Source organism: Streptomyces cylindrosporus, assembly GCF_022698165.1.
In the GTDB taxonomy this organism is placed as follows: domain Bacteria; phylum Actinomycetota; class Actinomycetes; order Streptomycetales; family Streptomycetaceae; genus Streptomyces; species Streptomyces cylindrosporus.
In genome coordinates, this window is the sequence record NZ_JALDAY010000004.1 from 251,759 (window position 1) to 278,285 (window position 26,527).

At 70.6% G+C, this 26,527-nt stretch carries 25 protein-coding genes; 10 read left to right on the plus strand and 15 right to left on the minus strand.

Going from position 1 to position 26,527, the window contains the following annotated elements; translation table 11 throughout:
• Positions 1-39: 39 nt before the first annotated feature.
• Positions 40-306 (minus strand): DUF2530 domain-containing protein, encoded by a 267-nt coding sequence (locus MQP27_RS14075; protein ID WP_242765403.1) that lies wholly within the window; start codon positions 304-306, stop codon positions 40-42.
• 113 nt (positions 307-419) lie between these two features.
• Between MQP27_RS14075 and MQP27_RS14080 the strand changes: the two genes are divergently transcribed.
• The gene (locus tag MQP27_RS14080; protein WP_242765404.1) at positions 420-1,814 is read left to right on the plus strand and encodes an NCS2 family permease; all 1,395 of its coding nucleotides are present in this window, start codon (positions 420-422) and stop codon (positions 1,812-1,814) included.
• Positions 1,815-1,840: 26 nt separating this feature from the next.
• On the opposite strand, the gene MQP27_RS14085 is transcribed toward MQP27_RS14080, so the two are convergent.
• On the minus strand, positions 1,841-2,023 hold the full coding sequence (locus tag MQP27_RS14085; protein WP_242765405.1) for a BrnA antitoxin family protein: 183 nt from the start codon (positions 2,021-2,023) through the stop codon (positions 1,841-1,843).
• Positions 2,024-2,175: 152 nt separating this feature from the next.
• Between MQP27_RS14085 and MQP27_RS14090 the strand changes: the two genes are divergently transcribed.
• Together MQP27_RS14090 and MQP27_RS14095 are read left to right on the plus strand one after the other, a co-directional pair.
• Positions 2,176-2,613, plus strand: a complete 438-nt coding sequence (locus MQP27_RS14090) for a MarR family winged helix-turn-helix transcriptional regulator (RefSeq protein WP_242765406.1) — start codon at positions 2,176-2,178, stop codon at positions 2,611-2,613.
• A gap of 24 nt (positions 2,614-2,637) precedes the next feature.
• Positions 2,638-3,996: an MFS transporter gene (locus MQP27_RS14095; protein WP_372511185.1), complete on the plus strand. Its 1,359-nt coding sequence runs from the start codon at positions 2,638-2,640 to the stop codon at positions 3,994-3,996.
• A 7-nt stretch (positions 3,997-4,003) separates the two neighbouring features.
• Here the strand turns inward: MQP27_RS14095 and MQP27_RS14100 are convergent, their stop codons facing one another.
• The gene (locus tag MQP27_RS14100) at positions 4,004-4,513 is read right to left on the minus strand and encodes a GNAT family N-acetyltransferase (RefSeq protein ID WP_242765408.1); all 510 of its coding nucleotides are present in this window, start codon (positions 4,511-4,513) and stop codon (positions 4,004-4,006) included.
• Between the two features lie 26 nt (positions 4,514-4,539).
• Between MQP27_RS14100 and thpR the strand changes: the two genes are divergently transcribed.
• Entirely contained in the window at positions 4,540-5,112 is a 573-nt protein-coding gene (gene thpR, locus MQP27_RS14105) for an RNA 2',3'-cyclic phosphodiesterase (RefSeq protein WP_242765409.1), read from the plus strand.
• A gap of 128 nt (positions 5,113-5,240) precedes the next feature.
• Here the strand turns inward: thpR and MQP27_RS14110 are convergent, their stop codons facing one another.
• From MQP27_RS14110 to MQP27_RS14125, 4 genes are all read right to left on the minus strand, one after another.
• Positions 5,241-6,233: an aldo/keto reductase gene (locus tag MQP27_RS14110; RefSeq protein ID WP_242765410.1), complete on the minus strand. Its 993-nt coding sequence runs from the start codon at positions 6,231-6,233 to the stop codon at positions 5,241-5,243.
• Between the two features lie 40 nt (positions 6,234-6,273).
• Positions 6,274-6,918, minus strand: coding sequence for a maltokinase N-terminal cap-like domain-containing protein (locus MQP27_RS14115; protein ID WP_242765411.1), 645 nt, complete (start codon positions 6,916-6,918; stop codon positions 6,274-6,276).
• Positions 6,919-6,934: 16 nt separating this feature from the next.
• Positions 6,935-7,522: a Uma2 family endonuclease gene (locus MQP27_RS14120; RefSeq protein ID WP_242765412.1), complete on the minus strand. Its 588-nt coding sequence runs from the start codon at positions 7,520-7,522 to the stop codon at positions 6,935-6,937.
• Between the two features lie 84 nt (positions 7,523-7,606).
• The gene (locus MQP27_RS14125; RefSeq protein WP_242765413.1) at positions 7,607-8,281 is read right to left on the minus strand and encodes an SGNH/GDSL hydrolase family protein; all 675 of its coding nucleotides are present in this window, start codon (positions 8,279-8,281) and stop codon (positions 7,607-7,609) included.
• A gap of 94 nt (positions 8,282-8,375) precedes the next feature.
• Between MQP27_RS14125 and MQP27_RS14130 the strand changes: the two genes are divergently transcribed.
• On the plus strand, positions 8,376-9,377 hold the full coding sequence (locus MQP27_RS14130; RefSeq protein WP_242765414.1) for a WD40 repeat domain-containing protein: 1,002 nt from the start codon (positions 8,376-8,378) through the stop codon (positions 9,375-9,377).
• A gap of 172 nt (positions 9,378-9,549) precedes the next feature.
• Positions 9,550-11,058, plus strand: a complete 1,509-nt coding sequence (locus MQP27_RS14135; protein WP_242765415.1) for a cellulase family glycosylhydrolase — start codon at positions 9,550-9,552, stop codon at positions 11,056-11,058.
• On the opposite strand, the gene MQP27_RS14140 is transcribed toward MQP27_RS14135, so the two are convergent.
• The 7 genes from MQP27_RS14140 to MQP27_RS51900 all read right to left on the minus strand — a co-directional run bounded on the left by MQP27_RS14140 (position 11,039) and on the right by MQP27_RS51900 (position 18,826).
• A complete protein-coding gene (locus MQP27_RS14140) occupies positions 11,039-11,512 on the minus strand; it encodes a hypothetical protein (RefSeq protein WP_242765416.1) in 474 nt (157 codons plus the stop codon). The two genes, MQP27_RS14135 and MQP27_RS14140, sit on opposite strands and share 20 nt — an antisense overlap.
• Before the next feature lie 108 nt (positions 11,513-11,620).
• Positions 11,621-12,739: a phosphoserine transaminase gene (gene serC / locus MQP27_RS14145; RefSeq protein ID WP_242765417.1), complete on the minus strand. Its 1,119-nt coding sequence runs from the start codon at positions 12,737-12,739 to the stop codon at positions 11,621-11,623.
• A 123-nt stretch (positions 12,740-12,862) separates the two neighbouring features.
• Complete coding sequence (locus MQP27_RS14150) at positions 12,863-14,209, minus strand: cytochrome P450 family protein (protein WP_242765418.1); 1,347 nt, start codon at positions 14,207-14,209, stop codon at positions 12,863-12,865.
• 53 nt (positions 14,210-14,262) lie between these two features.
• Positions 14,263-15,498: a cytochrome P450 gene (locus MQP27_RS14155; protein WP_242765419.1), complete on the minus strand. Its 1,236-nt coding sequence runs from the start codon at positions 15,496-15,498 to the stop codon at positions 14,263-14,265.
• 24 nt (positions 15,499-15,522) lie between these two features.
• The gene (locus tag MQP27_RS14160; RefSeq protein ID WP_242765420.1) at positions 15,523-15,870 is read right to left on the minus strand and encodes a DUF742 domain-containing protein; all 348 of its coding nucleotides are present in this window, start codon (positions 15,868-15,870) and stop codon (positions 15,523-15,525) included.
• Positions 15,867-16,274: a roadblock/LC7 domain-containing protein gene (locus tag MQP27_RS14165; protein ID WP_242765421.1), complete on the minus strand. Its 408-nt coding sequence runs from the start codon at positions 16,272-16,274 to the stop codon at positions 15,867-15,869. Before MQP27_RS14165 ends, MQP27_RS14160 begins: the two co-directional genes overlap by 4 nt.
• Entirely contained in the window at positions 16,271-18,826 is a 2,556-nt protein-coding gene (locus MQP27_RS51900; protein ID WP_242765422.1) for a sensor histidine kinase, read from the minus strand. The genes MQP27_RS14165 and MQP27_RS51900 overlap by 4 nt, the downstream gene beginning before the upstream one ends.
• A 220-nt stretch (positions 18,827-19,046) precedes the next feature.
• Here MQP27_RS51900 and MQP27_RS14175 point away from each other — a divergent pair, with 220 nt between their 5' ends.
• The 4 genes from MQP27_RS14175 to MQP27_RS14185 all read left to right on the plus strand — a co-directional run bounded on the left by MQP27_RS14175 (position 19,047) and on the right by MQP27_RS14185 (position 25,671).
• Positions 19,047-22,103 carry an FAD-binding and (Fe-S)-binding domain-containing protein gene (locus MQP27_RS14175; protein WP_242765423.1) on the plus strand — a complete coding sequence of 1,019 codons (3,057 nt, stop codon included), beginning with the start codon at positions 19,047-19,049 and terminating at the stop codon, positions 22,101-22,103.
• Positions 22,104-22,308: 205 nt separating this feature from the next.
• Positions 22,309-22,443 carry a hypothetical protein gene (locus MQP27_RS50945; RefSeq protein WP_278196063.1) on the plus strand — a complete coding sequence of 45 codons (135 nt, stop codon included), beginning with the start codon at positions 22,309-22,311 and terminating at the stop codon, positions 22,441-22,443.
• 97 nt (positions 22,444-22,540) lie between these two features.
• A complete protein-coding gene (locus tag MQP27_RS14180) occupies positions 22,541-24,598 on the plus strand; it encodes an ABC transporter ATP-binding protein (RefSeq protein WP_242765424.1) in 2,058 nt (685 codons plus the stop codon).
• 83 nt (positions 24,599-24,681) lie between these two features.
• Complete coding sequence (locus tag MQP27_RS14185) at positions 24,682-25,671, plus strand: EamA family transporter (RefSeq protein WP_242765425.1); 990 nt, start codon at positions 24,682-24,684, stop codon at positions 25,669-25,671.
• 24 nt (positions 25,672-25,695) lie between these two features.
• Here the strand turns inward: MQP27_RS14185 and MQP27_RS14190 are convergent, their stop codons facing one another.
• Positions 25,696-26,448 (minus strand): class I SAM-dependent DNA methyltransferase, encoded by a 753-nt coding sequence (locus tag MQP27_RS14190; RefSeq protein WP_242765426.1) that lies wholly within the window; start codon positions 26,446-26,448, stop codon positions 25,696-25,698.
• Positions 26,449-26,527: the final 79 nt, after the last annotated feature.

Below are 26,527 nucleotides of genomic sequence, written 5' to 3' on the forward strand. Positions count from 1 at the left end.
GACCTGGGGAGGAGCAGGCTCGTGCAGCGGTAGTACGGCCTACTCGGCCGACTCCGCCTCCGGTGCCGCCGCCCGCTTGATCGCCGCGTCGCGCCGCCGGACGAAGTAGACGCCGTACAGCCCGAGGACTCCGCCGGCCAGACACGTCCACAGCCACCACAGGTGACCGTGGTCGTCGTACCAGCCGTAGAAGGGCAGCTGCACCAGGAAGAGGACGAACCAGAGGATGGTGCCGCCGGTGATGGTCGCGACCACGGGGCCCTCCAGGGGCTCCGGCGCCTCGTGCTGCGGTGTCCACTTCGCCATGGAAGACAGCTTACGAGGCGATCACATCTACGCGCGGAGATGGTCACCAGCGATCTCATATGTTCATACTGAAACCGTTTGCGTCTGTCCACTTCTGCTCGTAGGAACATCCAATGCACACCGCCCTAGACCGCTACTTCAAGATCTCCGAGCGGGGCTCGACCCTGCCCCGCGAGATCCGGGGCGGCTTCGCCACCTTCTTCGCGATGGCCTACATCATCGTGCTGAACCCGATCATCCTCGGCAGCGCGAAGGACATGTACGGGCACCACCTGGACAACGGGCAGCTGGTCACGGCGACCGCCGTCACGGCCGCCTTCACCACCCTCCTCATGGGCGTCGTCGGCAACGTCCCGATCGCCCTCGCCGCCGGCCTCGGCGTGAACTCGGTCGTCGCGCTCCAGCTCGCCCCCCGGATGTCCTGGCCGGACGCGATGGGCATGGTCGTGCTCGCGGGCTTCATCGTGATGCTCCTGGTCGCCACCGGCCTGCGCGAGCGCGTCATGAACGCCGTGCCGTTCGGCCTGCGCAAGGCGATCTCCATCGGTATCGGCCTGTTCATCATGCTGATCGGGCTCGTCGACTCCGGCTTCGTCTCCCGCATCCCGGACGCCGCCCAGACCACCGTCCCGCTCCAGCTCGGCGGCGACGGTCACCTCAACGGCTGGCCGGTCCTGGTCTTCGTCCTCGGCGCGCTGCTCACCCTCGCGCTCCTCGTCCGCAAGGTCTCCGGCGCGATCCTGATCTCGATCGTCACCATGACCGTCCTCGCGATGATCATCGACGCGGTCGCCACGGTGCCGTCCTGGGGCCTGACCACCCCGAAGTGGCCCGGCAACCCGGTCGCCACCCCCGACTTCGGCCTGATCGGCAAGGTCAGCCTGTTCGGCGGCTTCGACAAGGTCGGCGTGCTGACCGGCATCCTCTTCGTCTTCACGGTCCTGCTGTCGTGCTTCTTCGACGCGATGGGCACGATCATGGGCGTCTCCGACGAGGCGAAGCTGACCAACGCCAAGGGCGAGATGCCCGGCATCAACAAGGTCCTGTTCGTGGACGGCCTCGCGGTCGCCGCCGGCGGCGCCAGCTCCTCCTCGGCCACCACCGCCTTCGTGGAGTCCACGGCCGGCGTCGGCGAGGGCGCCCGTACCGGATTCGCGAACGTCGTCACCGGCGGGCTCTTCGCGATCGCCCTGTTCCTGACCCCCGTCGCCACCATGGTCCCGTCCCAGGCGGCCACCCCGGCGCTGCTCGCGGTCGGCTTCCTGATCCTGTCCAACTCCGTCAGGGAGATCGACTGGGCGGACTACACGATCGCCATCCCCGCCTTCATCACTATGGTGATGATGCCCTTCACCTACTCCATCACCAACGGCATCGGCATGGGCTTCATCACCTTCGTGGTGCTGCGCCTGGCCGCCGGACGGGGCCGGGAGATCCCGGTGCCGATGTACGTCGTCGCGGCGGTGTTCGGCTTCTACTACCTGATGCCGGCGCTGGGTCTGACCTGAGTCCGGCCTGAGTCCGGCCTGACCGGTCAGGTAACCCCGTAGAACTTCTCCGTCTCCTCGACGGCGGTCTGGAACCGCTCGTCGAAGTCGTCTCGAATGAGCGTCCGGACCACATAGTCCTGGACGCTCATTCCCCTTTTCGAGGCGTGGTCCCGGAGCCGGTCGAGCAGCTCCCCGTCTATCCGCAGGCTGAGCACTTCGGTCCCCATGGAGTCGAGGGTCGCTGGCGGGGTTCCGGTGATGTTCACTTTCTGCTGTCGACTCACTCGTACGGGTGAACATGCGGTTTGAGTGTCCGGAGTCACGGGAATCCCGGCGCGCCCCAGCTTGTTTAGAGAGAGTAATGAGTTACCCTAAAGAGATGCCGGACCTCACCCATGGCGACGACGCTGCCGCCGTGAACTCGCTTCGCTCAGCCGTCATGCGGCTGTCCCGTCGGCTCAAGCACCAGCGTGTCGACGAGTCGCTCAGCCCCACCGAGATGTCGGTGCTGGGCACCCTGTCCACCTGGGGCCCGTGCACGCCGGGCGAGCTCGCCCGCAAGGAGCATGTGCAGCCGCCGTCGATGACCCGCATCGTCGCGCTGCTGGAGGCCAAGGGGCTGGTCCGCCTGGAGCCGCACCCCGAGGACCGGCGCCAGAAGGTCGTCACCAAGACCGAGCAGGCCGAGGCCATGCTCGAGGAGAGCCGCGCCAAGCGGAACGCGTTCCTGGCCAACCTGGTCGAGGGCCTGGACGAGGACGAGTGGGCGAAACTGCGCGCCGCCGCCCCCGTGCTGGAGAAGCTCGCACATCTGTAAGCCACTTCGAGGAGGCGAACCCTTTTGAGTACGGGACCCGGAGCAGACTCCGCCCCCGCACCGGCACCTACTACCCCTGTCTCTCCCCCCGACCGCCGCAGGTCCTCGATGTTCAGCTCGCTGAAGGTCCGCAACTACCGGCTCTTCTTCGTCGGCCAGGTCGTCTCCAACATCGGCACCTGGATGCAGCGCATCGCCCAGGACTGGCTGGTCCTCAGCCTCACCGGCTCCGCGACCGCCGTCGGCGTCACGACGGCCCTGCAGTTCCTGCCGATGCTGCTCTTCGGCCTGTACGGCGGTGTCCTGGTCGACCGGCTGCCCAAGCGCCGCGCCCTGCTGTTCACCCAGTCCGCGATGGGCGTCGCCGGCATCGTGCTGGCCCTGCTCACCCTGACCGGCCATGTCCAGGTCTGGCACGTCTACCTCGCCGCCTTCGCCGTCGGCCTCGCGACCGTCGTCGACAATCCGGCCCGGCAGTCCTTCGTCTCCGAGATGGTCGGCCCGGACCAGCTGCAGAACGCGGTCAGCCTGAACTCCGCCAACTTCCAGTCCGCCCGCCTGGTCGGCCCGGCCGTCGCCGGCCTGATGATCACCGGCGTCGGCACCGGCTACGCCTTCCTCTTCAACGGCCTGTCCTTCGTCGCCCCGATCGCGGGCCTGCTGCTGATGCGCGCGCGTGAGCTGTACGTCGTCGAGCGCGCCCCGCGCGGCAAGGGCCAGCTGCGGGAGGGCCTCCACTACGTCGCCGGACGCCCCGACCTGATCTGGACCATCGTCCTGGTCGGCTTCATCGGCACCTTCGGCTTCAACTTCCCGGTCTACCTCTCGGCCTTCGCGGACGACGTCTTCCACGCGGGCGCCGGCTCCTACAGCGCGTTCAACACGCTGATGGCGGTCGGCTCCCTGGTCGGCGCCCTGCTCGCCGCCCGTCGCGGCACAGCGAGGATGCGGGTGATGATCGGGGCCGCGGCGGCCTTCGGCACGCTGGAACTCGTCGCCGCCACCGCCCCCTCCCTCTGGCTCTTCGCCCTGCTCATGGTCCCGATCGGCATGTTCGGCATGACGATCAACGTCACCGCCAACACCAGCATCCAGATGGGCACCGACCCCGCCATGCGCGGCCGGGTGATGGCCCTCTACATGATGGTGTTCCTCGGCGGCTCACCGGTCGGCGCACCCATCGCGGGCTGGATCACGGACGCGTACGGCGTCCGCGCGGGCCTCGCGGTCGGCGGCGCGATCGCGGCCACGGCGGCGGTCCTCATCGGCCTGGTGCTGGCCCGCGTGGGCGGCCTGCGGCTGTCGGTCGGCTGGAACGGCGGCCACCCGCACGTCCGGTTCGTGCCGCGGGAGCGGCGGGAGGAGCTGACGGCGGCGGCGTGAGGCGGGACTACAGGCGCTGTTCCAGCACCTGCCCCGGCCAGTCGCCCGTGCCGACGAAGGTCTCCGTACGCGTGAAGCCGTTGCTCTCGTAGTAGCGCACGAGCTTGCCGTCGCCGCCCGCGTAGCAGTCCACCCGCAGCAGCGATATGCCCGAGCGCCGGGTCTCATCGGCCGCGCGTGCGAGGAGGGCGGCGCCGATGCCGTGGCCCTTGAGGCGGCGGTCGGAGGCCAGCAGGTGGACGTAGCGCTCGGGTTCCTCGGCGGGCGGGATGCCGGGGCCGGGGCCGTCGGTGAGGGTCAGGGTGCCGGCCGGGACGCCGTCGTACTCCGCGAGGAAGGCGGTGCCCTGGCCGACGTAGCGCTCCACCATGGCCACCGCCCGCGGGTTGCGCGACCACGGCTCGCTGCCCCACTGCCCGGTCCGCCCCTGCGCGACCAGCCACTCCACCGCGCCGTCGAACAGGCCGAGTATCACGGGGATGTCGTCCGGCTCGCCTTCTCTGATGCTGATCTCCATGCCCTCATGGTGGCAGGCTGATGCCCATGAGACTCTTCGCCGCCGTGCTGCCGCCCGAGGACGTCGCCGGTGAACTGGCCGCGGAGGTGGCCGAGTTGAAGCGGCTGCCCGGCGCGGAGGCGCTGCGCTGGACCGGCCGCCCCGGCTGGCACTTCACGCTGGCCTTCTACGGCGAGGTCGACGACGACGTCGTACCGGAACTGTCGGCGAGACTGGCGCGGACCGCGCGCCGCACCGAACCCTTCGCGCTCGCGCTGCGCGGCGGGGGACAGTTCGGGCACGGGCGGGCGCTGTGGGCGGGGGCGGAAGGGGAGCTGCGCACGCTGCGGCTGCTCGCGGACCGGGCGGAGGCCGCCGCGCGGAAGGCGGGCGTGGAGATGGGGGAGCACCGGCGCTACAAGCCCCACCTCACGGTGGCCCGCAGCCGGGAGGCGATCGACGTACGGCCCTACCTGGACGCCCTCGCGGGCTTCGCCGGCCGCACCTGGACGGTGGACGAGCTGGTGCTGGTGCGCAGCAGCCTGCCGACGTCCGGGGTGCCGGGGGAGCAGCCGCGGTACGAGGCGGTCGCCCGCTGGGCGCTCGGCGGGGCCGGTTAGGCTCGGGTACGTGGACCCGAAGACCCGGAACCGGATCATGGCCGGTGTGCTCGTGCTGTTGTTCGTCGTGGTGGCGTTGGCGGCGGCGCTCGGAAAGTAGCCGGACACCGCCGCCGTGACGGCCGTTCCTACCAGGCGAAGGCCTCCGGAGACGGCCCCGGACCCGGGAAGATCTCGTCGAGGCCGGTCAGGAGCTCCTCGCTCAGCTCCAGCTCCACCGCCCGCAGCGCCGACTCCAGCTGCTCGGCCGTGCGCGGGCCGACGATCGGGCCGGTGACTCCCGGCCGCGTGAGCAGCCAGGCCAGAGCGGCCTCGCCGGGCTCCACCCCGTGCTTGTCCAGCAGGTCCTCGTAGGCCTGGATCTGCGCGCGGGTGGTGGGGTCGGCGAGGGTGTCGGCGGCCCGTCCGGAGGCGCGTCGGCCGCCCTGGACCTCCTTCTTGATGACCCCGCCGAGCAGCCCGCCGTGCAGCGGCGACCAGGGGATGACCCCGAGGCCGTACTCCTGCGCGGCCGGGATCACCTCCATCTCCGCGCGCCGCTCGGCGAGGTTGTACAGGCACTGCTCGCTGACCAGTCCGATCGTCCCGCCGCGGCGGGCGGCGATCTCGTTGGCCTGGACGATCTTGTAGCCGGGGAAGTTGCTGGACCCCACGTAGAGGATCTTCCCCTGCTGCACCAGTACGTCGATCGCCTGCCAGATCTCCTCGAAGGGAGTGCTGCGGTCGACGTGATGGAACTGGTAGAGGTCGATGTAGTCGGTCCGCAGCCGCTTCAGGCTGGCGTCCACGGCCCGCCGGATGTTGAGGGCGGAGAGCTTGTCGTGGTTGGGCCAGGCCTCGCCGTCGGCGGCCATGTTGCCGTACACCTTGGTGGCGAGGACGACCTTGTCGCGGCGGCCCTCGCCCTTCGCGAACCAGTTGCCGATGATCTCTTCGGTACGGCCCTTGTTCTCGCCCCAGCCGTACACGTTCGCGGTGTCGAAGAAGTTGATGCCGGCGTCCAGCGCCGCGTCCATGATCGCGTGACTGTCGGCCTCGTCGGTCTGCGGTCCGAAGTTCATCGTCCCGAGGACCAGTCGGCCGACCTTGAGTCCCGTGCGTCCGAGCTGCGTGTACTTCATGGTTCACAAGCCAACGGCGTGGAGTGCGCTCTAGGCAAGGTCAGGAGTACAGCGCGGCGAACACGGCCCGGACGCGGGCGCCGTCCGGCGACTGCCAGGCGCCCGCGACATGGCCGGTCGCGGCCTCGGGGCGGGCGTCGGGGGCGGTGGGGTCGAGGACGCGGTGGATGCGGAGGGTGGTGCCGTCCGGGGCGGGGAATGTGGTGCCGTGCCGGTCGTCGGTGATCTGGACCGGGTGGGACGCGGCACCGAGACCGGGGCCGGTGTACGAGCGGGCCACCTCGTGATCCGGGGTGTCGGTGATGCTCTGGGCCATGGCCTGGGCGCGGCCCTCGATCAGCGCGAGGAGTTCGGTGCGGAGGACCGGGTCGTGGGTGCCGTCGTAGGCCCAACGCGGGCCCAGCACACCGTGCTCCATGGTGCCGACGAGGGCGTGCTCGGCGCCGGGGAGAGGGGCGCCGCGGTAGGTGAGGGGCACGTGGTAGGCGACGGGTGCGGGGCCGGAGGTGTCGACGGCCACCATGAACTCGACCCCGACCTCGCCCTCCGGATCGTCCAGCCGAAACCCGCCGGCCTTGGCCAACTCCGGTGTGCCGCCGCCGACATACCAGGGCCGGGTGGGCAGCCAGGTGGTGAGGAGTTCGAGCTTGGTGGGCTTGACGGTGGTGTGGTGGATGATCGCCATGGGGCGATTCTGTCAGTCAGTCGCGGGGGAACTCGTCGGTCTTGAGGGTGAGACCGAGGTGGGTGGTGGTCATGTCGAGGTCCGAGCCGAAGGCGATGGAGAATTCAGCGATGTACTCGCCGTCCTTGGGCTGGGTGTAGAGGTGGCACTTGCCCTGGTAGGGGTCGGCGATGAGGTAGACGGGGACCTCGGCGAGCGCGTAGGCGTCCTTCTTGGGGCCGTAGTCGTTGGCGGCCGTGTTCTTGGAGATGACCTCCGCGACGAACTCCACGTCCTGGTAGCGCCAGCGTCCTTTGTCGTCCCTCACCGAACGGTCGGCCACGGCTGCCACGTCACAGGCGAAGCCGTTGAGATGCCCGGGGAAGTCGATCCGCACGTCCGAGGCCAGTCGGGTGCGCGGATACTTGGCCCGCAGCTGCTCCAGGATGTCGAAGACGATCTGGAAATGGGTGTGCCGCTGCGGTGACATGAAGATGTTTCCCCCGACGATCTCGACCTTCGTTCCCTCGGGGATGGGCATCTTCTCGAGCCACTCGAACATGACATCCAGAGTGAGCTCGCCGCTCGCTTCGGCCATCTCGATCCTGTCTTCAACGACGGTCACCGTGGCGCTCCTCCCCGGCCGCCCACGAACAGGTGCAGCCGCGCAGTACAACGATACGCACGGTGACCACGTCACGGGGTCGGGTCACCCCTCATACGGCTCCCCCAGATCCCACCCCTGGTGCATCGCGTCCGCGAAGGCCGCCGCGATCCGGTGCTCGCCGCTCGCGTTCGGGTGCGTGCCGTCGTACGTGTCGAGATTGATGTCGTACGAGGGCGGCGGCGACGCCAGAAGCAGGGGCGAGCGGGGCTCGTCCAGGTCGGCGACCGTCTTCGCCAGGAGTTCGTTGAAGCGGGTGACCTGGGCGGCGAAGGGGGCGTCCGTCGTGGCGCGGACGTTCGGGATCACGGGGAGGACCGCCATGCGGATGCGCGGGTTGGCCGAGCGGGCCTCCGCCACGAAGCGGTGGACGTTCTCGGCGGTCTGGTCCGCGTTCGTGTAGAAGCCGAGGTCGATCAGGCCGAGGGAGACGAGGAGGACGTCGGCGCGGCAGGACCGTACCGCCTCCGCGATCAGCGGTGCCATGTGCTGCCAGCCCTCGCCCCAGCCGGCCAGATGGGCGCGCGGGAAGTCGGGGTCGGCGTACTCGTACGAGGTCGGCGCCCCCGCCGCCTTGTCGTACAGCGTCTCGCGCGGGCCGACCAGCGCGAACGGGCCGCCGTACGTGTCCCGCAGGTGCTGCCACATGCGATAGCGCCAGGTGTGTTCGCCCGCGCTCCCGATCGTCATGGAGTCACCGACCGGCATGAACCTAAGCATCCGCTCATGATGGACGATCGGCGGGGGATCAATGGGGCGGGTGAGGTGTGAAGCCTGACACCTTGCTGACAGTCCGGGATGGCAGGCTTGGGGCATGCGCCGACCGTTCGCTCTCCTCGCCGGGATCCTGCTCGTGGGCGCCTTCGCGCTGCCCGCCGCCTCCGCCTCCGCCGCCGACGACGGCAAGGGGGACCAGGGGTTCACCATCAAGGACCCGCGGATCACCGAGTCCAGCGGTCTCACCGCCTCGCACCTCCACCCGGGCATCTACTGGACCCACAACGACCAGGACACGGGCAAGGGCGTCCACCTCTACGCCGTCGACAGCGGCACCGGGAAGACGGTCGCGACGATCACCCTCACCGGGGTGGGCACGCAGCGCGACGTCGAGGCCGTCGCCATGGGCCCCGGCAACCAGATCTACGTCGGTGACATCGGCGACAACGACGGCGTGACCTGGCCGTACGTCTGGATCTACAAGTTCCCCGAGCCGAAGGTCCTCAAGGACCAGTCGATCCGGGCCACCCAGTACGTCGTGAAGTACACCGACGGCTCCCGCGACGCCGAGTCGCTCCTCGTCCACCCCAAGACCGGCCGCGTCTACATCATCGACAAGCACGAGGACGGCGGCCATCTCTACGAGGGCCCGGCGACCCTCTCCTCCACCGGCACCAACGTCTTCAAGCCGGTCAAGCCCATCGACCTGTGGGCCACGGACGCCGCGTTCTCGCCGAACGGCGAACGGATCGTCGTACGGGGGTACTTGGGCGGTATCTGGTACGACTGGAACGGCGGCGACCTCAAGCGCGGCGGCCGTTTCGACGTGCCCCTCGGACAGGGCGAGTCCGTCTCCTACTCCGCCGACGGTACGAAGATCCTGCTCGGGATGGAGGGCGCGAACAGCGAGGTGCAGGCACAGGACGCCCCCGGCGGCGCCGCGGGCACCGGCTCCGACTCGCCCTCGTCCAGCGGGAGTTCGGGCGCGTCGGGGGACAACGGCACCGGCCCGGACGGAAAACTCAAGGTCGGCGCCCTCGCCGTCGCGGTCGTGGTGGCGGTGCTGTTCGGCTTCCGGCGGCTGACCCGGCGTAACTAGCGGGCCCGGCGGGGGCTTTGACCGGCATTCGGTCCGGTCTCCTCCCGTCCTGCTCTGTCCTAGCTGTTGACGTGTTCATGGTGGCTGGCTTCCATGGGAGGTGCCGGGTTGTGGGAGCGCTCCCACTCGTTCCGGGCCCGCGCCTCCCGAACTCCCGAGAGGAAGCAGCGACATGTTCCGCAGCCTGCGAAGAGCGCTGTGCGCCGGTGCGGCGGCGCTCCTGCTGCCGTTGGCCGGTGCCGGGGTCCGTCCGGCGGACGCGGCCGAGGCACCCGGTGCCGGGTACTGGCACACCAGCGGCCGGCAGATCCTGGACGCGGCCGGGCAGCCGGTCCGGATCGCCGGCATCAACTGGTTCGGCTTCGAGACGAGCAACTACGTGGTCCACGGGCTCTGGTCCCGCGACTACAAGTCCATGATCGACCAGATGAGGTCGCTGGGCTACAACACCATCCGCCTCCCCTACAGCGACGACATCTTCAAGTCCTCCACCGTCCCCAACAGCATCGACTTCAGCAGCGGCAAGAACGCCGACCTGCAGGGCCTCAACTCCCTTCAGGTGATGGACAAGCTGGTCGCCTACGCCGGTCAGGACGGCCTCAAGGTCATCCTCGACCGGCACCGGCCCGACGCGGGCGGGCAGTCGGCGCTCTGGTACACGGCGGCGGTCCCCGAGTCGACCTGGATCACCGACCTGAAGGCACTGGCGGCCCGTTACAAGGGCCAGGACACCGTCGTCGGCATCGATCTGCACAACGAGCCGCACGATCCGGCCTGTTGGGGCTGCGGGGACACGGCGACGGACTGGCGGCTGGCGGCTCAGCGGGCCGGCAACGCCGTGCTCGGGGTCAACCCCGATCTGCTGATCTTCGTCGAGGGCGTGCAGACGTACAACGGCGTGTCCGGGTGGTGGGGCGGCAACCTGATGGGCGTGGCCCAGTACCCGGTGCAGCTCGACGTCGCGGGCCGGGTCGTGTACTCCGCCCACGACTACGCCACCAGCGTGGCCCAGCAGCCGTGGTTCAGCGATCCCTCCTTCCCGGACAACATGCCGGGGGTCTGGGACAAGTACTGGGGCTACATCTTCAAGCAGAACATCGCGCCGGTGTGGGTGGGCGAGTTCGGTACGACGCTCGCGTCGGCCGTCGACCAGAAGTGGCTTGCGGCGCTGGTGAGTTACCTGCGGCCGACGTCGGCGTACGGGGCCGACTCCTTCCACTGGACGTTCTGGTCGTGGAACCCCAACTCCGGTGACACGGGCGGGATCCTGAAGGACGACTGGCAGACCGTGGACACGGTGAAGGACGGCTACCTGGCGAGCGTGAAGGCGCCGTTGTTCCCGGGCACGGGCGGTGGAAGCGGCGGCGGCTCCCCGGGGTCGGCCGCGTGCAGCGCCGCCTACACCGTCAGCAGCGACTGGGGCAGCGGGTTCAACGCGGAGGTGAAGGTCACCAACACCGGTACGGCTGCGATCTCGTCCTGGAAGGTGACCTGGACGTGGAGCGGCGCCCAGCAGGTCACCAACATGTGGAACGCCTCGTACACCCAGAGCGGCGCCACGGTGACGGCGGTGAACGCCGCGCACAACGGGAGTGTGCCGGTGGGCGGTTCGGTGAGCTTCGGGTTCGGGGGCGCGCCCGGGGGCGGGGGTGTGCCGACGGTCAGTTGCGCACCGGCATGATGCCGTGCAGCTTGGGGGCGTTGAGCAGGCTGACGCCGGTGTAGCGGAGGCTCTTGGCGAAGAACAGGGGAGCGGCGATGAGCGCGAGGGCGATCGCGATGATGCTGATGGGGAACAGGACCGGTGACGACTGGCCCTCGGGCAGCGTCTTGCCGCCTTCGTGGACGGCGTAACCGAAGGCCACGACGAGGACGAGCACGCACAATGCGGCCAGAGCCCGCAGGACGGTGGTGGTCCTGCGGGTACCGGCCTCGTCCCGGACCTCGGCCAGGACGGCGGCTTCGCACGCCGAGCAGGTCAGTTGCACGGTGTGCTTGCCTGATGCCGGCCGGCGCACCCGGTACCGGGTGTCCCGCCAGGTGATGCTGCGGGTCTTGGTCAGCACGCCGGTCGTGTTGTCGCTGAGGATGTGACGCACCGCGACCTGCACGGTGCCGGGTATCGGTCTGTTCATGCCACAGCCGTACCCAGCGCACAGGGCCCTGTCACCGACAGGGCCCTGCAACAAGCTGCACGACTACGTGAACAACTACGTGGACAACTATGCAGGTTGGCCAGGGAGTTACAGCTTCTCGATCACGTAGTCAATGCACTTCGTCAGCGCGTCGATGTCCTCCGGGTCGATCGCCGGGAACATGGCGACGCGGAGCTGGTTGCGGCCGAGCTTGCGGTAGGGCTCGGTGTCGACGATGCCGTTGGCGCGCAGGACCTTGGCGACGGCGGCCGCGTCGACCTCGTCGGTGAAGTCGATCGTGCCGATGACCTGCGAGCGCTTCGCCGGGTCCGCGACGAACGGGTTGGCGAACTTCACGTCCTCGGCCCAGCCGTACAGCGTGCGCGAGGAGGTCGCCGTGCGGCGGACCGCCCAGTCCAGGCCGCCCTGGCCGTTGATCCACTCCAGCTGCTGGTTCAGCAGGAAGAGGGTGGCGAGCGCCGGGGTGTTGTACGTCTGGTTCTTGCGGGAGTTGTCGATCGCCGTGGGGAGCGAGAAGAACTCCGGAATGTGGCGGCCGGACGCGTGGATGCGCTCGGCGCGCTCGATCGCGGCCGGGGAGAAGACGCCGATCCACAGGCCGCCGTCGGAGGCGAAGGACTTCTGCGGGGCGAAGTAGTAGACGTCCGTCTCGCTGACGTCCACCGGCAGGCCGCCGGCGCCGGAGGTGGCGTCGACCAGAACCAGCGCGCCCTCGTCGGCACCGGCCACGCGCTTGATCGGCATGGCGACGCCGGTCGAGGTCTCGTTGTGCGTGAAGGCGTAGACGTCGACGCCCGCCTCGGCGACCGGCTCGGGGTGCGTGCCGGGGTCGGTGGTGATGACGTCGGGCTCCGCCAGCCAGGGGGCGAGCTTCGCGGCCTTGGCGAACTTCGAGCTGAACTCGCCGAAGCTGAGGTGCTGCGACTTGTTCTCGATCAGGCCGTGCGTCGCGATGTCCCAGAACGCGGTCGACCCGCCGTTGCCGAGGACGACCTCGTACCCCTCGGGCAGCTGGAACAGCTCGGAGATGCCCTCGCGCACCTGGCCGACCAGGTTCTTGACCGGGGCCTGGCGGTGGGAGGTACCGAGCAGGGACGCACCGGTGGCGGCGAGCGCGTCCAGCGCTTCCGTCCGCACCTTGGAGGGGCCCGCGCCGAAACGTCCGTCGGCGGGCTTGATGTCAGCGGGAATCTGGATCTCAGCCACGGGGGGAGCGTAGCCGGTGGAGGAAACGTGGGCGAAACGTCGTCCGTCGGGTGAGACGCTCCGTGGACGACCTTGCCCCTTGCCTCCTTGCTCCCGCCTGCTCGCCCCCCGCCTCCTGGAGTTCTACGCCGTCAGCCGCACCGGCAACTCGAACAGGTCGTTCTGGGTCACCACCGGCTTGTTGCGGAGTTCCGTCGCCGGGACCGCCAGGTCGAGGCCCGGGAAGCGCTCGTACAGAGCCGGGAGGGCTACCGACGCCTCCAGGCGGGAGAGGGCGGCGCCGGGGCAGACGTGGGGGCCGTGGCCGAAGGAGATGTGGCGGTTCGGGGAGGTGCGGGTGATGTCGAAGTCGCCGGCGGTGGGGCCGTGGGCCCGCTCGTCGCGGCCGATCGCGGCGTACGACACGATCAGCGCGTCGCCCGCCGGGAGGATCCGGTCGCCGACCGGGACGTCCTCCGTCGCGAAGCGGATCAGGACGTGCGAGGTGGGGGTGGAGTGGCGGAGGGTCTCCTCGATCACCGAGGACCAGTCCGCCTTTCCGGCGAGGACCAGGGCGCGCTGCTCGGGGTGGCGCGACAGCTGGACCACCGCGTTGACGATGAGGGAGATCGTCGTCTCGTGGCCCGCCGCGACCATCAGCTGGAGGGTGGAGACGATCTCCTCGTCGGTGAGGTGGTCACCGTCCTCGGACGCAAGGATCAGGGCCGAGGTCAGGTCGTCGCCGGGGTCGGCCCGCTTCGCGGCGACCGTCGCCGCCATGATGCCCGCGAGCTCGGTGAGCGTGGCGACGACCTCGGCGGGCGGCGTCTGCGTCGAGAAGAACTTCTCGAACAGCTCCTTGAGGCGCGGGAGTTGCGACTCGTCGATGCCCATGAGGTCGGCGATGACGTACATGGGGAGGGGGTAGGCGAAGGCCGCCTTCAGGTCGACGACGGGACCCGGGGTCCCGGCCAGATCGTCCAGGCCAGCCAGGTCGTCCAGGCCGGTCAGTTCGGCGAGGTCGTCCAGGAGGTCTTCGGTCAGCTCCGCGATCCTCTCCCGCATCCGCTCCACTCGCCGCGGCGTCAGCGCCTGCGCGACCAGCGCGCGCATCCGGCGGTGGTCGGCGCCGTCCACGGTGAGCATGGAACGCCCGGGGTTGGCGAGCCCGATCAGCGGCCAGTCCGGCGGGATCTCACCGCGCCGCCAGGCACCCCAGACGTTGATGTCCTTCACGAGACGAGGGTCGGTGAGCAGCTGCTTCGCCTCGGCGTGGTGCGTGACCGCCCAGACGGGGACCCCGCCCGGGAGTTCGACGGCGGCCAGCGGTCCCGCGGCGCGCAGTCGCGCGCTCTCGCCGTCGAGATCGGTGACGAAGGGATCCAGGGCGATACGGGTGTCGCGGGTGTCGCGGGTGTCGCGAGTGTTTTGGGTGTCTTGGGCGTCTTGGGTATTTCGGGTGTTCCGGGTGTCTTCCATGCCGGTGGTCATGGGGAAGCGCCTCCAAGGGCCGGGGTCGTCGGAGTGCCGGGGGTGTCGTCGGGTCAGAGCGCCGGGACCGGGGTGAAGCGGACGGGCAGGCGGGTCAGGCCTCTGAGCCAGGGGGAGGGACGGCGGCTCAGGGATTCGGGCGGGACGGCCAGGTCGATGTCGGGGAGACGGTCCAGTACGACCTCGATGCCCGTGCGCGCGATGACCTCGGCGACCTCCTGCGCGGGGAACGGACACCGGTGCTCCCCGTGCCCGAAGGAGAAGTGCGCGCTGTTGCCGCCGGTGAGCGCGGAGCCGTCCGTACGGACCTGGGGGTCGGAGTTGGCGCCCTGGAGGCCGAGCAGGAGCAGGTCGCCGGCGCGGATCCGCCGGCCGCCGAGCTGCGTGTCCCGGGAGGCCCAGCGGCCGGCGACGTTCTGCGTGGGCGTGTCCTCCCACAGCACCTCGTTCATGGCGTCCGCGACGCTGTTGCGGCCGCCGAACAGCGAGGCCGCGAACCGCTCGTCGGTGAGCATCAGCCGCAGCGAGTTGCCGATCCAGTCGGCCGTCGGCTGATGGCCGGCCGCCATCATCACCATCAAATCCTGGGCGATCTCCTCGTCGGTGAACCCGCCGCGGTTCGCGAGCATCCGCGACACCACGTCGTCCGCGGGCACGGCCCGCCGCTCGCTCAGCAACCGCGCCATGGACGCGGCCACATGGCCCTGCCCCGCGATCGCCCGCTCCCGCCCGTCGATCATGTCGTTGAGCGCGCTCACCAGCCCCGGCCCCTGCTCGTCCGGGAACCCGAACAGCCGCGCCAGCACCCGCACCGGCAGCAGCATCGCGTAGTCGGCGACGAGGTCGGTCACGCCGTTCGCGCAGATCCCGTCGATCAGCTCGTCCGCGAACTTCTCGGCGTACGTGCGCAGTTCGGAGGGGTTAACTGCCTCCAGCGCGTCGCTGATCATCGCGGCGCGCTCCCGGTGGCGCTCGCCGACCGTGTAGAGGATCGAGGGCTGCCGGCGGCCGATCATCGGCAGCAGCGGCCAGTCGGCGGGGATGCGCTCCCACTGGTTCCACAGCTCCGAGTCCCGGCTGAACAGCACGGGGTCACCGGTGACTTGGTGCAGTTCGCGGTAGCCGAGCACGAGCCAGGCCGGTACGTTCCCGTCCAGCAGGACCGGCGTCACGGCACCGTGCTCGCGCCGCATCTCCCGGTACAGCTCGGCCGGTTCGGCCTGGAACCTGGGTCCGCCGAGCGGCACGGGGGCGGGGGCGGGGACGGGCGCGGGGACGGGCGCGGTCACAGGGTGAACTCCTCACGGCTGGGTTCAGAGGTTGCGGAGTGCAAGGAGCACCTGTTCCAGGACGTCGGGGTCGATGACGGCTGCCTTGCGCGGATGGCGTGCGCTGACCCGGCCCGCCGCGAGGAGGTCGGAGAGCAGGATCTTGGTGATGCTGACGGGCAGTTTCAGCACTGCGGCCAACTCGACGACTGCGGTGGGTCGTTGGGCGAGCCGGAGGATCGTCGCGTGCTCCGACTGCATGCCGGTGCTCGGATCGCACTCGGCGACCACGAGCGTCATCAGGTCGAAGGGGTTGTCCGGGGCGGAGCGGGCGCGGCCACCGGTGAGGGTGTAGAGGCGGTCGGGTGAGTCGTCCCTGCCGGGGCGGCTCATGACGTCCGGGGCCGCGCGGTCAGGTGGAGGCCGAGTTGCTCGACGAGTTCGGTCATGTTGTGGCCGACGAGACCGGCGTCGGCGTCTTCGTCGGTCACGACGGCGAGATGGGCGCCGTCGCCTGCCTCCACGATGAACAGGACGCCGCCGTAGAACTCGGCCATGGCCGACCGCACACCCCCGCTCCCGTCCCCGAACTCCATGGACGCGCCGTGCGACAGCGACTGGATGCCGGCGGCGATCGCGGCGAGCTGATCGGCCTGGTCGACGGTGAGTTCGGGCGTCCGGCACAGCTTCAGCCCGTCCCGGGACAACACGAGCGCGTGCCGCGCCCCCGGAGTGCGCTCCAACAATCCCTCGATGAGCCAGGTGAGCTTCTCGTCGGCGGTGGACGTGCCGGTCATGAGGTTGTGGGGCCTTCCTGGTGGGAGGGGATGGGGGCGGCTGGTTCGGGGGCTTCGGGCGTACGGTTGCGGGTTTCGGCGGCTTCGGGGGTGTCGGGCGTACGCCCACGCGTCTCGGTCGCTTCGGAGGCGTCCGGCGCATGGCCGCGAGTCTCGATGCCATGCGCTGTGTGTACGTCGATGTCGTGGGCGTTGGTGTCCGGTGTGGGTGGGGCCTGGTCGGAGAGGGAACTGCGCACGGCCCGACGGAAACTGCTGAAGCGGGCGGCGCGGGCGAGGGGGTCGTCGAGGGAGATGCGGGCGGATTCGGGGGCGGAGGGATCGGCATCGCGGAGACCCCAGGACCTGCCGGAACCACCGGAGCTGTCGGGGCCACCAGTGCTGCTGCTTGGGTCGCCGAAGCCGTCGAAACCCTCGGCACGCGCACGCGTGCGTCCACGTTCCCGGTCGAACTCGGCAGCACGCGCGCGTGCCCGCTCCCGCTCCCTCTCGGCCTCCGCGAGGGCCCGCCCGCGACGCCGCTTGGGCAGCGCTACGGGGAGCACCTCGCCAAGGGAAGCGGCACCGCGATCAGAGGACTCGTGCGTCCCCACGGCATCGGGCCCGCCGCCACTCCGCTGCTCGCCGTCGGCCACATGCGCGTGCCCGTCGTACGACACACGCGCGTGCCGGTTGGGAGAGCCCGGCGCGTGTCCGTTGTGCGGCCCCGATGCGAGACCGTCGGCGGATCCTGGGGCGTGCCCGTCGGCGGCCCCTGGCGCGTGCCCGTCGTACAACACACGCGCGTGCCCATCGGCCGACCCCTGCGCATGCGCGTTGGCGACCCCCCGCGCACGCCCGTCGGCAGACCCCGCCCCCGGTTCGTCCCCCGACACCCACGGCTTCCCGTCGGCCGGCATCCGAGGTGTCCCGTCGGTCGGGTTCCGCGTCTGCCCGTCACTCAGAAGCGGTAACTCGCCGCTCCCCGACCCTTCTTGGCCGCCGTCGGCACCCGCCTTCAGGCTTCCGTCGGCACCTGCCCTCAGGCTTCCGTCGACGCCCTCCTTCAGGCTTCCGTCGACACCCACCCCCAGGCTTCCCTCGACACCCACCCCCAGGCTTCCGTCAGCGGTCGCCGCCAGCCTCCTGTCGGCACCCGCACCCAGCCTTCCGCCAGCCATTCCCCCCGGCCTCTCGCCAGGCGTACTCTCCGGCCTCTCGCCAGCCGTGCTCCCCGGCCCTCCGCCAGCCGTACTCCCCGGCCTCTCGCCAGCCCTACTCCCCGGCCCTCCGCCAGCCGTACTCCCCGGCCTCCCGCCAGCCGCACCCCCCGGCCCCCCACCAGCCGTAGCCACCCGCCCGTTCACCCCCACCCCCACCCCCACCCCCACCCGCGCCAGCGTCAACTCCTCCCGTGGCCCGTTCCCGTTCGCGTACTGCTCGGGTACGAGGATGTCCTGCGGGATCAGCATCAGCACGCCCGTGCCCCCGCGGGCCGACGGGCGGTAGGAGACCTTCAGGCCGTACTTGCGGGACAGTCGGCCCACCACCGCCAGGCCGAGGCGCGTGCCCGTGAGGCCGCCGAGGTCCGTCTCGTCGCCGGAGACCGCGCGTTCGGCGCGGCGGAGCTGGACGTCGCCCATCACCAGGCCGCTGTCCTCGACGGACACGATGACCCCGGCCGGCACCTCCTCGACGTAGACATGCACCTCCGCAGTCGGCGGCGAGAAGTTGGCCGCGTTGTCGAGGAGTTCCGCCAGCGCGTGCATCACGCCCTCCGCGGCGTGCCCCGCGACCGCGGCCTCGCTCGCGGAGTGCACCCGCACCCGCCGATATCCGCTGATCCGCCCCATCGCACCGCGCAGGATCGACTCCATGCCGATCGGCCGGGCCCAGCGCCGCCCCGAACGCGCCCCCGCCAGCACCGCCACGGAGTCCGCGAGCCGCCCCGCCTGCGCCGTACGGTGGTCGAGATGGAGCAGGTCGGCAAGGACGTCCTCGTCGTCGTGCCGCTCCTCCATCGCGCGCAGGTCGGCGAGCATCCCGGTGGCCAAGGCCTGCATCCGCCCGGCCGCGTTGGCGGTCGCCGAGATCGCCGTGGCCCGCTCCTGGTCGGCCCGCCGCGCCCGCTCGGCCAGCCGCCCGTTCTCCGCGGCGAGCCGCGCCCGCTCCTCGCTGAACTCGGCGCTCAGCACGGCCCGTTCATGCGCGAGCTCGGCGGCGAGCCGCCCCCGCTCGCGCGTCAGCTCCTCGGTCAGCCGCGCCCGCTCCCGGTCGAACTCCGCGCTCTGCCGGATGCGGTCCTGCAGCAGCCGCCCGGTGTCCGCGGTCACGGCCTCCAGCCGGCGCCGGGTGATCCGCGCCGACACGACCGCGCGCGTGGCCACGGTGACGGCCACGCACAGCAGCAGCGCGCCGATGCCCGCGCCGAGACCGAGCGCGACACGCTGCGACCTCGGCGCCAGCGCGACCGCACCGGCGACCGCGAGCGCGGCGAGGACGGCGGTGAGCAGGGGCACGGGCGCGAGGCTGCGGAGGCTGGGTCGTTCGCCGGGCAGGGTGGGGGCGGTCATGAATCGGGTCCTCGGTCGGAGTCCGCGGTCGGTCCGCGGTCGGGTCCTAGGTGGTTCGATCGTGCCGGTTGTGTTGCCGTGCGAGAAGCGACACCTGATGCTCAACTGCCGGTCACTATATGGGAGTTCGTGATCGAATTGGGCAGGTTCCGAATGCGTTCACAGTTTCCGCCGCCCCATGCGCATCGTCACTGTCAGTGGCGGGATGCATGCTGGGAGCATGACGGATCTGGAGCGGGAGCTGCGGAGGGTCGTCCGGGGTGAGGTCGGTTTCGGCGTCACCGACCGGGCGCTGGTCACCATGGACGCGTCGAACTACCGGCGGGTCCCGCTGGGAGTCGTGGCCCCCCGCGACACCGAGGACGTGGCGGCCGTACTGGCGGTGTGCCGCGAGCACGCCGTGCCGGTCGTGGCGCGCGGCGGCGGCACGTCGATCGCCGGCCAGGCCACCGGCACCGGCGTCGTCCTGGACTTCACCCGCCACATGAACCGCCTGGTCTCCCTCGACCCGGCCGCCCGCACCGCCGTGGTCCAGCCCGGCCTGGTGCTGGACCGCCTCCAGGAGGCCGCCGCCCCGCACGGCCTGCGCTTCGGCCCCGACCCCTCCACGCACAGCCGCTGCACGCTCGGCGGCATGATCGGCAACAACTCCTGCGGCTCCCACTCGGTCGCCTGGGGGACCACGGCGGACAGCGTGATCGAGCTGGAGGTGCTCACCGCGCGCGGGCAGCGCCTACGCCCCGGCCAGGGTTGGCAAGGCGCCCCGGACGGCCTCCGGGCCTTGGTGGACGGGGACTTGGCCCGCCTGCGCACCGGCTTCCCGGACCTGCCCCGCCGTATCTCCGGCTATGCCCTGGACGCCCTGCTCCCCGAGAAGGGCACCGACGTGGCCCGCTCCTTCTGCGGCAGCGAGGGCACGCTGGGCGTGCTGACCGAAGCGGTCGTACGACTGGTCGAGTCGCCCCGCGCGCGTGCGCTCGCCGTGCTCGGGTACGCCGACGAGAGCGCGGCGGCCGAGGCGGCGGCGGGCCTGCTGCCGTACGGCCCGCTCACGGTGGAGGGCATGGCGGCGGACCTGGTCCCGCCGGCCGAGGCGACCGGACTGCCCCGCGGCGGGGCCTGGCTCTTCGTGGAGACGGGCGGCGACACCCCGGACGAGGCACGCGCGCGTGCGGAGACGATCGCCCGTGCCGCCGACGTCGTCGACTCCCTGATCGTCACCGACCCCGCCGACCAGCGGGCACTGTGGCGTGTCCGGGAGGACGCGAGCGGTACGGCGACACGCATGCCGGACGGCAGCGAGGCCTGGCCGGGCTGGGAGGACTGCGCGGTGCCGCCGCCCCGACTGGGCGCGTATCTACGGGACTTCCGCGCGCTGCTGACCAGCCACCAGCTACGAGGCACGCCGTACGGCCACTTCGGGGACGGCTGCATCCACGTCCGTATCGACTTCGACCTGCTCACCGAGCCGGGCATCGCCCGCTTCCGCCGCTTCTCGGAGGAACTGGCCGAGGTGGTCGTGGCCCACGGCGGCTCGCTCTCCGGCGAACACGGGGACGGACAGGCCAGGGCCGAACTGCTGCCGAAGATGTACGGCACGGACATGGTCGCCCTCTTCGAGCGCGCGAAGGCCGTCTGGGACCCGGACGACCTCCTCAACCCCGGCATGCTGGTCCACCCGTCCCCCCTGGACGCGAACCTCCGCTTCTCGGTCCTGCCCGGCAAGCCGGTCGACGTGGCCTTCGGCTACCCGTCCGACGGCGGTGACTTCTCGGCGGCGGTCCGGCGGTGTGTCGGCGTCGCCAAATGCCGTACGACATCGGCCCCCGGGGCATCCGTCATGTGCCCGTCCTTCCGGGCGACCGGCGAGGAGGAGCACTCCACGCGCGGGCGTGCCCGGCTGCTGCACGAGATGCTCGCGGGCGAGGTGGTCACCGACGGCTGGCGTTCGACGGAGGTACGGGACGCGCTGGACCTGTGCCTGTCCTGCAAGGGCTGCCGTACCGACTGCCCGGTCGGGGTCGACATGGCCACGTACAAGGCGGAGTTCCTGCACCACCACTACGAGGGCCGCCGCCGCCCGGCCGCGCACTACAGCATGGGCCGACTGCCGGTATGGCTGAACTGGGTGGCCCGCACCCGCACGGCACGGCTGGTCAACGCGCTCGCCTCGATCGGCCCGTTGGCGGCGCTCGCGAAACGGATCGGGGGGATCGCGCCCGAGCGGGACATCCCGCGGGTGGCGGAGGAGAGGTTCACGCAGTGGTACGGCCGCTGGGCGAGAGAGCGGATGCTGCGGATGATCCGGGAGAGGGGGCTGGAGTTCGAGGAGACCGAAGAAGAGGAGACCGAGGAGGAAGTGGAAGCCGAGGCCGAAGCCGAAGCCCAAGCCGAGGCCGAGGTCGAAGATGAGAATGACGATGACGATGATGACGATGAAGGCCTGCCCAAGCACGTCTTCATCTGGCCGGACACCTTCACCGAGCACCTCTCCCCGGAGGTGGGCAAGGCGGCCGTGCGCGTGCTGGACGCGGCCGGACTCGTGCCGGTCCCGTTGCCGACGCTGCCCAGGCGGGTGAAGGAAGTACGGGAGGATGACGGCAGCACGTCGTTCACGCCCAGCCTCCGGCCGGCCCGCCGCCACCGGGTCTGCTGCGGCCTGACGTACATCTCGACCGGCCAACTCGACCGCGCCCGGGAGGTGTTGAAGCGGACGCTGGACCAGTTCGGAGTGCTGCTCGACCCGGATCTGGCCGAAGCGGCGACCCTCCCCTTCGTCGTCCTGGAACCGAGTTGCGCGGCGGCCCTCCGCACCGACCTCCCCGAACTCCTTCACGACGACCCGCGCGCGGCCCGCCTGGCGGCCTCGGTCATGACCTTCGCGGAGGCCCTGGAGCGCCTGGCCCCCGACTGGACCCCACCCGCCCTGAACCGCCCGATCACCGGCCAGACCCACTGCCACCAGCACGCGGTCCTGGGCGACGCCCCTGACCGCCGTCTGCGCGAGGCGGCAGGCCTGACCGGCGACCTGGCGGGCGGCTGCTGCGGTCTGGCAGGCAACTTCGGCTTCGAAAAAGGCCACTTCGAGGTGTCGAAGACCTGCGCGGAGGACCAACTGCTCCCGGCGGTGCGAGAAGCCCCGGCAGGCACAACAGTCCTGGCCGACGGCTTCTCCTGCCGCACCCAACTGCGACAACTGGCCGGTGTCCGGGGCAGACACCTGGCGGAGGTACTGGCGGACGGGCTGGAGGAAGGACCGGGGGACGGCCGTTCATAAGGTTGCTCTCAGGTTCATAAGGGGACTCTCAGGTTCGGCGCCCTCTCTCAGGATTCACCTAGGTATTCACAGCGCTTGTTTGCCGTTCTCTCGTCGACTTTGCTGTCCCTTGAGTTCCGCGCCGTGTAGGTTCTTCGATGTCGGGTTCCGGACGCGGAATTCAGCGAATGGCATCACAAGAACAGCGCGAAACAAGGAGTCGGAAATGAGCCTCAAGAAGCTCGCCCCGCTGCCCCCGAAGCCCAAGAACAAGCAGCTGCCGCCCCCGCCCCCGCCGAAGCCCAAGAAGAAGCACCACCCGAAGCCGGCGCCCAAGCCGCTGCCCGGCCAGGACAGCTGAACCAGCTGATCCGGCTGATTCATACTTGAAGAAAGGGGTCGATGGTGCACCGTCGGCCCCCTTTCCGATTTCCGGGGGAAAGGGAGGGGAATGCGAAATGAGCAGGAATTATGAAGACGATGAGGAGGTTGAATACGAGGAAGAAGACTTCACCCCCACCATTCCCGCCCGCACAGCCTTCCGTCGTTTCTGGCCGCTGACCAGAGGCCTGCGTCGCTGGCTGATCCTCGTCTGGCTGTGCACGGTCGTCGCCGCGCTCGCCGAGACCGAGGCCATCCTCGTCTTCAGCGACCTCACGGACAACGCCCTGCAGAAGGGGTCCCTGGCCGCGTTCTGGGGCCCGGCAGTGAAGTGGCTGGGCGTCGCCGTCCTCGGCGCGATCGTCGCGTACGCCGGCAACTCGCTGGCCGCGTGGATCACCGAACGCTTCGTCATGCGACTGCGCGAGCATGTCTTCGACCACGTGCAGCAGTTGCCCCCGCACTTCTTCCAACGCCACCGCCAGGGCGACCTGTTGTCCCGCTTGACCAGTGACGTCGACGCGATCGAGACGATGGTCGTGTCGGGACTGGTCGGTGCGGCCTCGGCAGCCTTCTCCGCCCTCTTCTACGCGGCCGCCGCCTTCTGGCTGCGCTGGGACCTCGCCGCCGCCACCTTCGTCCTCGCCCCTCTCTTCTGGCTCGCGGCCCGCCGTTTCTCCGGCTCCATCAAGGACGTCTCCCGCGAGGGCCGCGTCGCCGACGGCGCGATCACCTCCGTCGTCGAGGAGTCCCTCGGCAACATCGTGCTGACCCAGGCGTACGACCGCCGGGACGCCGAACGCCGGCGGCTGCACGAGGAGGCGACCGCCTGGTTCCGCGCCTCCGTCCGCTCCACCCGCCTCAACGAGGCGTACGAGCAGCTCGTGGCCGTCATCGAGACGGTCTGCGTCCTCGCGGTCATCGGCATCGGCGCCTGGGAGATCTCCACCGGCCGCATGACCCTCGGCCAGCTCCTCGCCTTCGCCGCCTTCCTCGGCTACCTCTACCCGCCGGTCCGCGGCCTCGCCCAGCTGGGCCTCACGGTCACCGCGGCGACCGCGGGCGCCGAGCGCCTCATCGAGATCCTGGACGTCGAACCGTCCGTCACCGACCCCCGCCACGGCACCGAGACCGGCCGCCCCGACGGCACGGTCGAACTGCGCGGCGTCACCTTCGCCTACCCCGGCGCCGACACCACGGCCCTCCAGAACCTCTCCTTCACGGTCAACCCCGGCGAGCTGGTGATCGTCACCGGCCCGAGCGGCGCCGGCAAGTCCACCGTCTCCAAGCTCCTCCTCCGCTTCTACGACCCCGACGCGGGCGAGGTCTTCCTCGACGGCGTCCCCCTGCGCGACTTCCCCCTCGCCCGCCTGCGCGAGTACGTCACCCTGCTCCCGCAGGAGACCCTCGTCCTGCACGACACCGTCCGCGCCAACATCGCCTGCGGCCGCCCCGGCGCCAGCGACCAGGCCATCGAGGAGGCGGCGCGGGCGGCCGACGCGCACGACTTCATCGTGCGACTGCCCGAGGGTTACGACACCCGGGTCGACCCCAACTCCGCCCGCCTGTCCGGCGGTCAGCTCCAGCGCCTCGCCATCGCCCGCGCGATCCTGCGCGACGCCCCCGTCCTCGTCCTCGACGAACCGACCACCGGCCTCGACGCGATGGCCGCCCGCCGGGTCGTGAAACCCCTGCGCCGCCTGATGACCGGCCGCACGACCATCATGATCACCCACGACCTCAACCTCGCCCCCGACGCCGACCGCATCCTGGTCGTCGACCGCGGCCGGATCGTGGAGACGGGCCGCCACGAGGAACTGCTCGCGAGGGGTGGGGCGTACGCCCGGCTGCACCGCTCGCAGAACAGCGCGGTGATGGACACGGGCGAGCTGCGGATGCCGCTGTTCGTGGAACAGCCGGCGCCGCAGCCGGTTTACGCGTACGAGGGGTACGAGTCGTACGGGGCCGGCCAGACACCGTCGTACACCTACGAGGCGTACCAGCAGTACGGCCACGACGGCCACGATCAGTACGCCTATGCCCAGCAGGCCCCCGCACCGGTGACGACCGTCCCCACCACCCTTCCCGACGGCCGCCCCCTCTTCCGTGACGAGGAGCCCTGGCCCGGCATCTGAGGCGTCTCACACTCCAGGACAGTTGCATAACGGGTTTACGTGCCTGACCCAGGTCATTACCCTGGACTCGACAGTGCACCACGATGAACGAGCCCCGAGTACCTGGACCGCCCGTGACCACGCCCGGCACCACCACCCCATCCGTAGCGACGCATGCCCACGCCGCCCCCGGCCCCCGCACCTCCCTCGGCCCGGTCGGCCTGGTGCTGGCGGGCGGTGTCTCGGTGCAGTTCGGCGCGGCGCTCGCGGTGAACCTGATGCCGCGGGCCGGCGCGCTGGGCGTCGTGACCCTGCGCCTCGCCGCGGCGGCCGTGGTGCTGCTCCTGTTCTGCCGCCCGCGCCTGCGCGGCCACTCGCGTTCCGACTGGGGCACGGTGATCGCCTTCGGTGTGACCATGGGCGCGATGAACGGGCTGTTCTACCAGTCGGTCGCCCGTATCCCGCTCGGCGCGGCCGTCACCCTCGAAGTCCTCGGCCCGCTCGCGCTCTCGGTCCTCGCCTCCCGCCGCCTGGTCAACGTCGTGTGGGCCGGGCTCGCCCTGGCCGGCGTCTTCCTGCTCGGCGGCGGTGGCTTCGGTGACCTCGACCTCGTCGGGGCCGCGTTCGCGCTGAGTGCGGGGGCGATGTGGGCGGCGTACATCGTCTTCAGCGCGCGTACGGGCCGCCGCTTCCCGCAGGCCGACGGACTGGCCCTCGCCATGGCGGTCGGGGCGCTGCTGATGCTCCCGCTGGGCATCGCGGAATCCGGTACGAAGCTCACCGACCCGACCACGATCGCCCTCGGCTCGGCGGTGGCGGTGATGTCCTCGGTCCTGCCCTACACCCTCGAACTCCTCGCCCTGCGCCGCCTGCCCGCGTCCACCTTCGCGATCATGATGAGCCTGGAACCGGCCCTCGCGGCCACGGCCGGCTTCCTCATCCTGGGCCAGTCCCTCAGCCTGGTGCAGGCGGCGGCGATTGCCCTGGTCATCGCGGCGAGCATGGGCGCGGTGCGGACACAGGTGGGCCGGGGCAAGGCCGGTACGCCTCCGGCCCCGGTGACACCGGTGACACCGGTAGCGCCGGAGGCCTGACGGCCGGGGTGGGTCCGGCCCGCCTCAGCCGGCGACCTTCTCCCACACCGACACGTGCTGCCGGCTCTCGCCGGTGAAGGGCTCCCGGGTCCACCCGTCCCACCGCTCGCGCAGCCGCATCCCGGCCAGCCGGGCCATGAGGTCGAGCTCCGAGGGCCATACGTACCGGAAGGGCATGGCGAAATACGACCCATTCCCGTCCCCGTCGACCCTCACGTGATGCGAGCTCATCGACTGAGTCGCCAGGTCGTCGTACAGGTCGAACCCCAGCCGCCCGTCACCGACCCGGAACGGCACGGCGTTCTGCCCGGGCGGCAGGCGTCGCAGATCGGGGACACCGACCTCGACGACGAAGTGTCCGCCGGGCTCCAGATGCGCGGCGACATTGCGGAAGCACTCGACCTGGGCGTCCTGCGAGGTCAGATTCGTGATCGTGTTGAAGACGAGATAGGCCAGGGAGAATCCCCCTTCGACCTCGATTTTGGTCGTGCTGAAGTCCCCGATGGTCACGCCGATCGCGTCCCCGCCCGGTTTGGCCCGCATCCGCTCCACCATCGCGCGGGACAACTCGATGCCGTGCACCTCGACGCCCCGCTCGGCCAACGGCAACGCGATACGCCCGGTCCCGATCCCCAGTTCGAGGGCCCGCCCGCCCCCGGCCAACTCTTCCAGCACATCCACGGCCGGCCCGACCACACCCGACGCGAACATGTCCGCGGTCGACTCGTCGTACCCCGCGGCAACCGACTCTCCGAAGTAACCGTCGTCATCAAGCACCGGGTGACGGTACTTCGGGGGTGGCGGGGGGCGCGCGGGATTTTCCGGGCACGACCGTGACTCCGTGGGGCAAGAGTCG

Excerpts from the sequence above, each read along its gene's own strand:
- MQP27_RS14165 (WP_242765421.1), bottom strand. The coding sequence starts at position 16,274 with ATGACCGGCACGTCCACCGCCGACGAGAAGCTCACCTGGCTCATCGAG.
- MQP27_RS14175 (WP_242765423.1), top strand. The coding sequence starts at position 19,047 with ATGACGGATCTGGAGCGGGAGCTGCGGAGGGTCGTCCGGGGTGAGGTC.
- MQP27_RS14130 (WP_242765414.1), top strand. The coding sequence starts at position 8,376 with ATGCGCCGACCGTTCGCTCTCCTCGCCGGGATCCTGCTCGTGGGCGCC.
- MQP27_RS14075 (WP_242765403.1), bottom strand. The coding sequence starts at position 306 with ATGGCGAAGTGGACACCGCAGCACGAGGCGCCGGAGCCCCTGGAGGGC.
- MQP27_RS14150 (WP_242765418.1), bottom strand. The coding sequence starts at position 14,209 with ATGACCACCGGCATGGAAGACACCCGGAACACCCGAAATACCCAAGAC.
- MQP27_RS14125 (WP_242765413.1), bottom strand. The coding sequence starts at position 8,281 with ATGCTTAGGTTCATGCCGGTCGGTGACTCCATGACGATCGGGAGCGCG.
- MQP27_RS14160 (WP_242765420.1), bottom strand. The coding sequence starts at position 15,870 with ATGAGCCGCCCCGGCAGGGACGACTCACCCGACCGCCTCTACACCCTC.
- MQP27_RS14100 (WP_242765408.1), bottom strand. The coding sequence starts at position 4,513 with ATGGAGATCAGCATCAGAGAAGGCGAGCCGGACGACATCCCCGTGATA.
- MQP27_RS14135 (WP_242765415.1), top strand. The coding sequence starts at position 9,550 with ATGTTCCGCAGCCTGCGAAGAGCGCTGTGCGCCGGTGCGGCGGCGCTC.
- MQP27_RS50945 (WP_278196063.1), top strand. The coding sequence starts at position 22,309 with ATGAGCCTCAAGAAGCTCGCCCCGCTGCCCCCGAAGCCCAAGAACAAG.
- MQP27_RS14085 (WP_242765405.1), bottom strand. The coding sequence starts at position 2,023 with ATGGGGACCGAAGTGCTCAGCCTGCGGATAGACGGGGAGCTGCTCGAC.
- MQP27_RS14180 (WP_242765424.1), top strand. The coding sequence starts at position 22,541 with ATGAGCAGGAATTATGAAGACGATGAGGAGGTTGAATACGAGGAAGAA.
- MQP27_RS14185 (WP_242765425.1), top strand. The coding sequence starts at position 24,682 with ATGAACGAGCCCCGAGTACCTGGACCGCCCGTGACCACGCCCGGCACC.
- MQP27_RS14115 (WP_242765411.1), bottom strand. The coding sequence starts at position 6,918 with ATGGCGATCATCCACCACACCACCGTCAAGCCCACCAAGCTCGAACTC.
- thpR (WP_242765409.1), top strand. The coding sequence starts at position 4,540 with ATGAGACTCTTCGCCGCCGTGCTGCCGCCCGAGGACGTCGCCGGTGAA.
- MQP27_RS14090 (WP_242765406.1), top strand. The coding sequence starts at position 2,176 with ATGCCGGACCTCACCCATGGCGACGACGCTGCCGCCGTGAACTCGCTT.
- MQP27_RS14110 (WP_242765410.1), bottom strand. The coding sequence starts at position 6,233 with ATGAAGTACACGCAGCTCGGACGCACGGGACTCAAGGTCGGCCGACTG.
- MQP27_RS14080 (WP_242765404.1), top strand. The coding sequence starts at position 420 with ATGCACACCGCCCTAGACCGCTACTTCAAGATCTCCGAGCGGGGCTCG.
- MQP27_RS14140 (WP_242765416.1), bottom strand. The coding sequence starts at position 11,512 with ATGAACAGACCGATACCCGGCACCGTGCAGGTCGCGGTGCGTCACATC.
- MQP27_RS51900 (WP_242765422.1), bottom strand. The coding sequence starts at position 18,826 with ATGACCGCCCCCACCCTGCCCGGCGAACGACCCAGCCTCCGCAGCCTC.